Below are 11,625 nucleotides of genomic sequence, written 5' to 3' on the forward strand. Positions count from 1 at the left end.
TGTGAAAGTGCTTTTTTCTTACTAACATTTTTTCATATGTCAGTTGACACTATCAAGGCTATCATACGCTATATCTGCTTTTGATTTTTTTGCGTATTTCTTAATGCTTTGTCCATAATAGATTGCTTCACCTATTTTTACTGTTTGTGGTATTATTGTGTCAAAAACTCTTATTGCTTCACCATAATTTTCTTTGACTTGTTCTATAATTGTTTTTGACAAATTAGTTCTATTGTTACACATAGTAAGTGCTATACCTTTTATTTCTATTGCTGAGTGCAATCTTTTCTTTATTTTGGTTATAGTTTTTATCAAGTCTTGCAATCCTACCATAGCAAACATTTGTGTATCTGCTGTTATTAAAATACTATCTGCTGAACACAAAGCGTTTATTGTTAGAATCCCAAGAGAAGGTGATGTATCTATAAGAATAACATCATAGTTATCTCTTACCTTATCTATTATTTCTGATAAGACTTTCTCACTTCCTGTTCCAGATTTTAACTGAGTTTCAACTACTGATAGATATATGCTTGAAGGAATAAAATCTATTCCATCACAAGTACAAATATATTCATCAGCTTTGTATTCTTCACAATCTAATTCTTCCATCATAAGATGTCCTATCGTTTTTTCTAACTTTGTAGGGTTGTCTATTCCTAAGCACCTTGTTAAATTTGCTTGTGGGTCCATATCCACAAGCAATACATCTATATCTAATGCTTTAAGTGAATATGCTAAATTTAATGTTGTAGTTGTTTTTCCAACTCCACCTTTTTGATTGGCTACTACGATAATTTCTGCCATACTCATATCCTCCATTTTTCCTTTTCCTGTCTTTTGACAATAAAAAAAACACTTTCTTCTTTAAGTGTTCACATTTTTTCTACCTCAATGTATTTGATGAAAAGGTAGTATTTATAAGGTTTTGAGCATATTCCTATTTTTATTTTTTTCTTCCCCTACATTCCAACAGCTATCTCTATTGCAGCGTTCAAGGATAGAAGATTAGTTTGTGCTGCTATTGTTTTTATCATTTCACTTGCTTTTTCTATTTTTTCTGCACTTTGATTTGTTTCTTCTACTATTTCGCTTATCTGTTCAGCCGATTCTGTTGTTTTCGTATTTGCAATTAAAAGATTGCTCAGGCTTTCGTTTCCTTCATCCTTTCTAAGACTTATATAATCATTTTGACTTGTCAGTTTTTCGACTATTTCTATCATCTCAGTTACCGCTACATTGGATTTTTCTATATCTATTGCTAAATTTTGTGCATCTTGAGCTTGGCTTGTTGCTCCTTGTGCCACTCCTTCCACTGCGTTTCCAACTTCTGTCGCTGCCTGAGCTGTGCTTTGTGCTGTTGCTGTAAGTTCTTCTGATGTGGCTGCTGTATTTTGTGCGTGACTCGATATGCTTGATACTATATCTGTTAAGTTTACTCTCAAATCGTGTAAAGCTCTAAATACATTTCCTACTTCATCTTTTCTTTTGATATATCTTTTGGCTTTTTCTGTTTCTTCTTTTAGGTCAAGATTATAGTTTGCAAATTTTTCTATTGACCTTTCCATCAGTCCCATAGGTTTTGATACTCTCAACACTAAAAGAATAACTACAACTATTCCTATAAACAAAGCTATTCCTATATCCAAAATAACACTTTCTATAGCTTCTTTTTTTGCTTCTTTAAGAAAATAGTTTAATGATGTTACTGATTCAAAGCACCAGTTATTTTCCACACCTTCAATATCTACCGGCACATATATTATTTTTCCTTCTATCGTAGTTCCGGCTATTTTTTCATCATTTATTACATAATCGCTGTTTATAGCTTTCATTACGCTATCTTTAGCTTCAGGAATAAGGTCAAAAAGATTTTTTGAAATTAGAGTTTCGTCCATAGCGTTTGCTACAAAGACACCTTCATCTGTAAGTAGTCCTCTAAAGTCCTCTGCTCCATCAGAATTTTCCACCATTTCTTTTTGTATTCCATCTATTCGCAAATCTACAATAACAACTCCTACCGTATTCCCATTATCAGAAATAGGCATAGCATAAGATGTTACCCAATATCCATCTGAACCTTTGTAAGGCTCTATCAATATAGTTTTCGTTGAACTTATTGCTCTTTTATACCAGTCTTTGTCGGTATCTTCATCATTTTCTATAATCAGCTTATCTGAATTTTCTTCTCTATAAATATATTTTGTAAATCTTCCAGTTTTAGAGTCAGAAGATACATAGTCTTTATCTTTTCCATCATAGGCGTTAGGCTCAAAATATATTCCTATACCTGTTGCAGATTTGTTTTGAGAAAACATAGCAGCGATATTATCTATTATCAGTTCTCTTTTTCTATTTTCTTTAGCTATTTTAGACATTGTATTTTGTAGACTTATCTGTACGCTTGATCCTAATTGATGTGCTATCGCAAATCTTTTTTCTAACTTATCTGCAAGATTTTTTGTTTTTTCAAGTTTAAGAGTTTCTCCTTGAGCAATTTTTTCGTGAAATTCATTTTTAATCTGAAATGCTGATTTCGCTCCAAGAATAATAATCAAAACTACTACTATTAAAATTCCAACCTTTACTCCAATGCTGTTTAGACCTTTAAATTTTCTCCTGCTTTTTTCCATGCACACAAATCCTCCTAAATTTCTAAATATATTTTTATTTTCTTGCACCAGCCTATTTTTTCACAATCAAAAAATAGTTTTTCCAATTAGTAAAAAAATAAAGCTACACTTAATCCATATTAGTATTTATTTCCTCCTCTCGCTTATTTTTCTACTCAAAAAAGCATATAAAATTTCTGTAAGTAAGATTTGGTTATCTTATATAGTTTTTTATGCTTTAATTTCACTTTTTTAGTTAGTCTTTTTCTATTGTAAAACCACCAAAAATTATAGTTATTTCTAAGGCATACAACATAATATATCTTATGTTGTATTTATTTATGTAAATATCATATCCATTTTTTCAACTTGTTTTCTATGATTTTTGCCACACTCCATTATATAAATTCTTGTTGTATTTATACTTGAATGTCCTAATACATCTGCAAGTTTTGCTATGTCTTTTTTTATGTTATAAAAAACTATTGCGAATAAATGTCTAAATGCGTGAGGAAATACTTTTTCTGCATCTACTTTTGCTTTTTCGCAAAGTTTTTTCATTTCTCTCCATATATTAGACCTATCTATATTCTTTCCGTTTTTAGTAACAAATATGCTTTGATTTTTATTTTTTAAACCACCTGCATACATTAAAAGTTTTTTACATAACTTCTTATTTAAAAATACCACTCTTACTTTTCCTTTGCAAAATACATCTACTTTCCCATCTCTTATGGCTTTTATCGTTATGTATTTTAGTTCTGATATTCTTATTCCTGTAGATGCTAATGTTTGCAGTATAAGAGATATTCTTGTATCTTTTTTTCTCTCAGCTTCTTCTACAAGTTTTATATAGTCAGATTTCGTAAGCTCTTTTTTTTCATCTAAAAACATCTTTTTTTGAACTCTAAAAGACTTTAACTTAAACTCAGATAAATTCACATAATCTAAAAAATTATTTATGGCTGCTATTTTGCAATTTATGGTTGTTTTTTCATAACTTAAAAGAGAATGTTCTTTCCATTCTATCAATATTTTTTTAGATATATGTCGTCCATCCAAATAAAAAGACAGCATTTTTATTGCAGTAGTATATTGATTTATTGTGTTTTCAGAAAATTCTTGTATCATTAAATTTTTTTCATAGTTTTTAAGAATTTTTTCGTCGATGATGATATCTTTGTTTTTCATAGTTTTTTCTCCTTGAATTTTAGTTTTTAGTAAACCGACAATGCATTAGATGATAGCACATAATTATTCTGATTGACTTGAATTTCTCAATCAAATCATAAAAGTATATTAGCAATATATAACCTTGTCTTGATAGTCTTAAAATAATTTTTACGCTCATTTTAGCATTTAGCCATATCAAATATCTTTTTGCCTTTAAAATGCGAATATGGAGATTATAGTGATTTCGGGATGGTATTTTTTTTGTATATCTATATATTAACAAACTTGAAGTATGCTTATTTTTAAACAAAAAAATTATGCAACACTGAATTTCAGTGCTGCATAATTTTGATAAAAATATATTTTTGGAGTTTTATATTGCTTACTTAGTTATTCATTTATCGTCTTAATCTCTGCTAAAGACAAGCCTGTTAAATCAGCAATTTCTTCTAATTTTAGTTTGCCGGATTTAATTAAGGCTTTTGCTAAATTTCTCTTTTCTTTTTGTTTTGCAACTTCTATTTTTTCTTCTACTTTCTTTTCAACTTTTTCTTCTATAACATCTTCCATCAATTTTTCTAATGCTTGGCACATAGTTTCATTCCTCCTAATCTCTTCATATATTTTTTTGTTTGCTGATATGCTTACTTGTAATACTGCATCAGCATTTTCTTTATCTGCTTTCTTTTTAAGTCCTGATATTTCCATTAAAAAGTATTTTATATCTTCTTCTTTTGCATTTTTTGATAATACTTTTAATGCACTATGTTTTTCGCTAAGTCTATTCATAACTACTATTTGTGCATCAAATCTTACATTTCCTTTTATATAATATATACCCGCATACTTTTCTTCAATTTCTCTATTTGTTTCTTTTAGATATTTAAAAAGCTCGGCAGGATATGTATCTCTAAATAGTGATATTGTTATTTGTTCTTCTGATATTTCATTTACTGTACTTCCTAATGCTTTATATAAACAAGCATATCCTTCTGTTTTGATTAAATCATCTATTGTCAATCCATCATCGGGACTTTTATATTCTATTATGTTATATTTCTTAAATAGCTTTCCAACTTCACTTTCAAGTTTTACATCATCATTTAATACTAATAAATCTATTCTTAGCGGCTCTTTGCTGAGATTATATTCTCTTTCAAATTTTAGATTTGCTTTTTCTAATCTAAATTCAAGCTCTGCTGCTGCATAAAATCCCGGATGAAATTTTATTTTGTCTGGTCTATCGCCCATTTATCATTTCTCCTACACATTTTCTTAATTCATATTATATCAGTTTTTTAGTTTTTTGTATATAAGTTTTGGTCTGCTTTACAGTATATTATTTATTATTCAGCCTGTTTTTCCCTCTATAATTTCTCACATATTAAATTCACACCAAACATTAAAAATCAAAAAAATATCCTAACTGTTCAGCCTTATACACAGCCTCCTGCTTATTATTAACCTCAAGTTTAGAATATATGTTGTTCAAATGATTAAATACCGTTCTTTTACTTATATAGACTTCTTTGGTAATTTCATCTATGCTTTTGCCTTTCCTTGTTAAAGAAAGAATTTTTATTTCAGCAGGAGTTAATTTATCATAAAAAAACTCTTTGGTTTCGATATTCTTAAAATATTTTCCTCCGGCATATATTAATTTTAAAATTTTTATAAGTTCTTCAGGTTCTATATTTTTATCTATAAATCCTTTAGCACCTATTTTACTTGCTTTTTCTTCATACATCAACTTTAAATGTCCTGTCAGTATTGCAATACAAATATTATTATCTTTTTTTATTAATTTTTCAGCAAGTTCTAATCCTGTTTCTTCCGAAATATTATTAAGGTTAATGTCTATTAAATAAATATCATACTGTGCAGTATCTATATTTTCTAAATCTTTTATATCTGACATTATATCAATTTTTTCTATTTCTGTATTTTGTTTCAAAATCATCTGTATACTAAGTGAAAATAGTTTATGGTCATCAATTAACAATATTTTCAAAGCAAATCCTCCTTTCCATCGGTATTATAATATCTACATAATAACAGCCATCTTCGATACAAATATCTATTTTCCCTTTTAAAAATTCAACCTTCTTTTTTAAATTATTAAGTCCATTACCTATTTTTATTTCATCATTTTGAGTAATATTATTTATTTTTATGTAGATATTATCAAATCTAACATCTAAATAAAGTTCAACTACATATCCGTCAGAATATTTTATTGCATTATTTATGAGTTCCTTAATCATTCTATATATGATTGCCGAATAAGGAGAATATATATTTAATTTATCGGTACAATGAAAATTAACTATCTTGTTTGTTTTATATTTCTTACATAAGCTATTTATCAATTCCCTGTAAACCGTTTTTAAATTTACATCTGAATTAATAATTGGCTTTTGGGTATCTACTTCATTTCTAATACTATCCACTAAGCTATTTAATTCACCTACTATTAGTTTCTTATTTTCATTCTCTATGCAAGATATTTGAGTAATGTTTTTTACAGCAATAACACTTTGCAAAATATCATCATGTAAATATTCCGCAAATTGCTCTTTGATTTCTTCCTCTATTTTCAGCATACTTATAAACTTACTATTTTCCAAATTAGAAGCCCTGATATACAATCTATATTCCAAATATATCTTTATGTATAATACAATTATAAACATAAATAGCTCGGTTAATCCTAAATATAATACTATATAATCAAATCTTTTCACATTTTGATATAGTATCAGCATCCATAACACAACAAATAATAATATTATAAAGCTACTAATTAAAGTAATTTTTCCAACAATATTTTTGCTTTTTACTAATAATACTTCTTGAACAAATCTCAAATAAGTAATAACACATATTGTAATTGTAACCGCATACCAGCCTATATTTGAATAAACTAAGCCAATTTTAACAAACTCGTCTACAAAAATTAAGCACAATAAAAACAAAAGAAAAAAAGAAAAAAGAGTACACTCTTTTCTAATTTTTGATAAAATGCTATTAAAATATTTCCTATAAAATACCATTATTAAAAATGGATACAAATGCAATCCGGCAAATAATATAAGGTACATAAAATTAAATATGGTTCTATTTACCAAAAACATCGGCACCATCAACCACAAAACAATGCAAATAAAAGTATCAATTTTCCTCTTAAAATCCGTCTTTCCATATAACAATAAATTGAAACTTCCAATAGTGAAAACATATGTTACTATTGGCTGAAGTATCGCTCCCATTCCATACCAAAAATTATTTTCGTTTAATACAAAAAAGTGCTGCCAACAAATTAATGATACATAAATTATAATTTTTTTTAGAAAAATTTCATTGTTTTTCCTAATATGGCAAGCCAAATAAATATATATTATACTTATCAAATCAAAAATTAAGACCATAGCATCAACAAATAAAATTTCACCGAACAAAATATTTGTTTTTAAATAAAACAGAAAAAGAATTTGCTGTACTATTATAAACATTATCCAACTATATCTATTTATATTTTCTTTAAAAAAAGGAACTATCTCGTACAAACTATTACCACCTCCAATAAATAAATAGGATCAGTATATCCAATCCTACTTATTATAACACATATTATATTTTAATCATTTTTTTTGCTGCTTTTTTTGTCATTTGGTAAAACAAGAAATAAATTCCTATAAAAGAAATTAGGGTTACAGATGTCGTTGTTATCAAATCTTTTGAACCTACTAACTTATCAATCAATATATGGCGAAAAGAAAACAACATAAAACCTCCATTCAAAATTCCTATAATTAGTGGTATTTTATATAGTACACCTACTTCTTTTTTTATGATATTCATAACCTCTACTTTAGAATATCCAATTTTGCCAAGATAATTATATTCTTCTTTATTTTCAATTATTTCAATCAAATTTGTGAAATAGAGAATACTTGCAGTACATATAACAAGCAATATTGCTATAAAAGAAATAAATATAAATGTAGATGAATTATCTCTTACAATAGTATATTTTTTTAAATAACTACTTTGAATATCTTCTATTTCTTTAAAATTTTCATAAAAATCTTTGCTATCTCTTAACCCCTTTCCATTTATAGTAGTTATGTTAATATTTTCTCCGATATTTTCTGTTTTTAATTTTTCATAATAAGCATCATCAACCACAAGAGTTGTTACGCTGTTAGCAAAACTAAAAATATTATTTGTATTTACTTTCTTTATATTGATTTCATCGTCGTTGTAAAGAGCAAATTTGATATATAAAGGTTTCTCAGTAGGATAGTAGTTTATTAACAAATATCCATCTTTTTCTAATTTCTCTATCTTATTTTCTTTATCCTGAGCTTCCATCAACCTCTTATAATCACTAAACTTCACAATATCAAAAAAATCTATTCCCTTATTTCCACTTTCTGTTATAGGAATGCTTGGCGTGGTCTTCACTCTCAATATCGTGGTATTCAACACATCAGCATTATTTGATTTTGCAATTTCTGATAGCTTGTCCTCATTAAATATATCATTTTTAGAATTATACTCAATTACAGACGGATTCAATCTGTCAATCGCTTTCATCGGATATACAAGCGTAAATGTCATTATACCAATCATTGTAACTGTCATTGTTATAAGTAAGCTTAAAACTATCAATAATTTGTTTTTTGATGATATTCTAAAAATTAACTTAGGATATACAATATTACCCAACGGCGTATATAATTTATTCACATTTCGTTTGATTTTGTTTAATATATATGGCACTCCAAATTTTACAAGTATAATTGTTCCAAACCCTATTAAGGCAGCAACCAATACAAAAACAGGTGTAACTCCTATTTTCCATATTCCTTTTATTCCAAAGTAACTTGTCAAACAAATTATATATCCGCTGATAATTAATAAAAACGCCAAAATAGACATCACAGGTCTTATTTTTACAATTCTTTCACTCTTTTTAGAGTAATTAACAAATTCTATCAAAGAATGTTTCATCACTAAAATCAAATTAATAACCATATTCACCATAAATATAACAAAAGCTATCAATAACAGTTCTATCACTGCACCGGAATCAATATATAAATTAGGATATATGCCAAGATTTAATATGCCTATAATAGCCACTTTAATACCTAAATACGCAAATGCTCCCAACACCACACTAAAGATATAGCTTAGTGATAATATTACAATACTCTCATAGCATAAAATTTTTACCAGTTTAGCTTTTGAAAATCCAAGTAATGCAAGTATGCCTATTTCTCTACTTCTATTTTTTAAAAAGAAGTGATTAAAATACATAAGAAAGAACGCAACAAAAATTAGCAGAAAAAAATAAATAGCTTTTGCCATTGCTTCAACTCTACCACTTTCGCTGATTCTTTCTAATATCATACTATCTGATGAAAAATTTAAAAATGCTGAAAATATAGTTAGGATAATTGTAGTTGCCAAAAAATAAACTTTATACAAAAAGAAGTTTGATTTTATATTTGCCTTAGTAATCTTAAATTCCATTTTATTCTCCTAACTTAGATAATGAATTTGTTATATCTTCATAAAATATTCCATTATTTTCTCTGTATATTTCTTTTTCAATTTTTCCATCTTTCAGTAATACAACTCTGTCTGAATAAGAAGATGAAATTGCATCGTGCGTTACCATAACTATAGTTACATTCAGCTCTTTATTTATTTTTTCAAAAATTTTCATTATATCCTTTGATGATTTCAGATCTAAAGCACCTGTAGGTTCATCCGCAAACAGTATAAGAGGTTTTTTGATTATTGCTCTTATAATGCTTGCTCTTTGTTTTTGTCCTCCTGAAAGCTGATATGGATACTTATCCAACTGGTCATAAATTCCAAGCATTTCAGCATATGTATCTATCCTTTTATCTATTTCTTTTTTATTTACTTTTTTAAGAGATAATGCCACAGCGATATTTTCTCTAATTGTTAAACTGTCTAAAAGCATATAGTCTTGAAAAACAAATCCTATTTCATTTTTTCTAAATTCTGATGCCTCTTTATCTGTCAGCTTGGAAATGTCCACATCTCCACATAAAATAGTTCCTTTGTTAATCTTATCAATTGTAGATACGGAATTTAGCAAAGTGGTTTTTCCGCTGCCACTCCTACCCATAATGGATACAAACTCCCCATCTTTAACATTTAGTGAAATGTCATCTAATACATACTTCTCTTGACCATTGTATTTTTTATACACTTTTTTTAATTCTAATTTGTTCATTATTTTTTCTCCTATATTTCTTCATTATTCATATAACAATCAAATATCGCTTTGTAATTTTTGTTATTCATATATAGACTATCATGTGTTCCAACATCAACAATCGTACCTTCATCTAAAATAATTATTTTATCAGATTTTGTTATTGTGTTTAATCTATGAGTAATTAATATTCTTGTGCAATTTAATCTTTCTATATTTCTTTGAATTATTTTTTCGGTAACTATGTCTAATGCTGAAGTAGGCTCATCTAATACCAACACTTTAGGATTTGAAATAAGTTCTCTGGCTAATGCAATTCTCTGTTTTTGACCACCTGATAACTTTGTATTATCTCTTCTTAGTGGGGTGTTAAATTTCATTGGCATTCTTTCTACATCTTCATATAAATTTACGCTTTCAAGTACATTCTTCAAATCTTCTTTATTTATATTTTTTCTATTAAGAGTAACATTATAATCAATACTTCCATCTAATATAGGTGTATCTTGAGTTATTAATGATACTAAGCTTCTAAAATCTTTTTTGTCTACATTCCTTATGTTTACATTATTATAATTAACAACCCCATCTGTTGCTTCTTCATAACCTAATATTATTTTCGCAAGTGTAGATTTTCCACATCCACTTTTACCTATAATAGAAACAAATTCCCCATCCCTTATTTTTAAAGATATATTTTTTAAAACTTCATCACTATTATATTCATATCTATAACTAACATTATCTAATTCTATATCTAACATATTACTTCCCGATAATTTATACATTCCATTTTTTTCACTTTCTAAAGAACAAAATTCTGTTACTTTTTCAAAATACTTTAATTCATAAGCCACTTCATCAATTGAAGCCAATATCTTATTGAGAGGTGTAATAAAATTTAAAGTCATTAAATACAAAAGCAATAAATTTCCACTACTAATATCATGCTGATAATAAACACAATATATAACTACTACAATTGGCAGAAAAGTTGTAAAAAAACTATTAAAACTCATACATTCTGAAAATAGTTTATTTCTTTCATAAATAGCTTTCATATATTTTTCAAATTTTTCAACCCATTTTTCATAAGCCTCTATATGAGCATTATTGCTCTTTAGAACATAAAGACTATCTACAAATGAAAAAACCTTATCCAAAGTACGTTTTTGTTCCAGCACTTCTTTTCCTAATTTTTCTTGTTTTATTTGCATAACAAAAATGTATAAAGATATTTCAAATGTCATAACCAATAGTAATAAAATAAATAATTTAAATGAATATATACCCACAAAAATCATTGCAGATGCAACTAAAATTAAATCAAACCACATCGATACTATCCGCTTTCTTCTTATTTGCTCATATTATACTAACATTTATAAAAAATGTTATGAGTAAAAAGTGCAAAAAAATAAAATTTTCAATTTTGAGTTATACCGACTTTTATACGCTTTAAGAAAAAGTTATACCGACTTTTTGTAAAAATATCTTTTATCTATGCTATACTAAAAACCTAAAAGACGGGAGTTCAACAGTTAATGCCTTTTAATATATAGCTCAAAATCATCAAGTCCA

The 11,625-nt window shown here is 27.2% G+C and carries 9 protein-coding genes; all 9 read right to left on the reverse strand.

The window, feature by feature from the left end; genetic code table 11:
• Positions 1 to 39 precede the first annotated feature (39 nt).
• The 9 genes from ACTTKP_RS09235 to ACTTKP_RS09275 all read right to left on the reverse strand — a co-directional run bounded on the left by ACTTKP_RS09235 (position 40) and on the right by ACTTKP_RS09275 (position 11,381).
• Entirely contained in the window at positions 40 to 807 is a 768-nt protein-coding gene (locus tag ACTTKP_RS09235; protein WP_442553613.1) for a ParA family protein, read from the reverse strand.
• Between the two features lie 155 nt (positions 808 to 962).
• Positions 963 to 2,633, reverse strand: a complete 1,671-nt coding sequence (locus tag ACTTKP_RS09240) for a methyl-accepting chemotaxis protein (protein ID WP_442553614.1) — start codon at positions 2,631 to 2,633, stop codon at positions 963 to 965.
• A gap of 318 nt (positions 2,634 to 2,951) precedes the next feature.
• Positions 2,952 to 3,803: a tyrosine-type recombinase/integrase gene (locus ACTTKP_RS09245; protein ID WP_442553615.1), complete on the reverse strand. Its 852-nt coding sequence runs from the start codon at positions 3,801 to 3,803 to the stop codon at positions 2,952 to 2,954.
• A 372-nt stretch (positions 3,804 to 4,175) separates the two neighbouring features.
• A complete protein-coding gene (locus tag ACTTKP_RS09250) occupies positions 4,176 to 5,036 on the reverse strand; it encodes a hypothetical protein (protein ID WP_442553616.1) in 861 nt (286 codons plus the stop codon).
• A gap of 151 nt (positions 5,037 to 5,187) precedes the next feature.
• Complete coding sequence (locus tag ACTTKP_RS09255; protein ID WP_442553617.1) at positions 5,188 to 5,796, reverse strand: response regulator transcription factor; 609 nt, start codon at positions 5,794 to 5,796, stop codon at positions 5,188 to 5,190.
• Complete coding sequence (locus ACTTKP_RS09260; RefSeq protein ID WP_442553618.1) at positions 5,777 to 7,351, reverse strand: hypothetical protein; 1,575 nt, start codon at positions 7,349 to 7,351, stop codon at positions 5,777 to 5,779. The genes ACTTKP_RS09255 and ACTTKP_RS09260 overlap by 20 nt, the downstream gene beginning before the upstream one ends.
• A gap of 64 nt (positions 7,352 to 7,415) precedes the next feature.
• Positions 7,416 to 9,326, reverse strand: a complete 1,911-nt coding sequence (locus tag ACTTKP_RS09265) for an FtsX-like permease family protein (RefSeq protein WP_442553619.1) — start codon at positions 9,324 to 9,326, stop codon at positions 7,416 to 7,418.
• 1 nt (position 9,327) lies between these two features.
• A complete protein-coding gene (locus ACTTKP_RS09270; protein ID WP_442553620.1) occupies positions 9,328 to 10,062 on the reverse strand; it encodes an ABC transporter ATP-binding protein in 735 nt (244 codons plus the stop codon).
• An 11-nt stretch (positions 10,063 to 10,073) separates the two neighbouring features.
• Positions 10,074 to 11,381 carry an ATP-binding cassette domain-containing protein gene (locus ACTTKP_RS09275; RefSeq protein ID WP_442553621.1) on the reverse strand — a complete coding sequence of 436 codons (1,308 nt, stop codon included), beginning with the start codon at positions 11,379 to 11,381 and terminating at the stop codon, positions 10,074 to 10,076.
• Between the last annotated feature and the right edge of the window lie 244 nt (positions 11,382 to 11,625).

The organism is Catonella sp., assembly GCF_052169795.1.
Classification (GTDB): domain Bacteria; phylum Bacillota; class Clostridia; order Lachnospirales; family Lachnospiraceae; genus Catonella.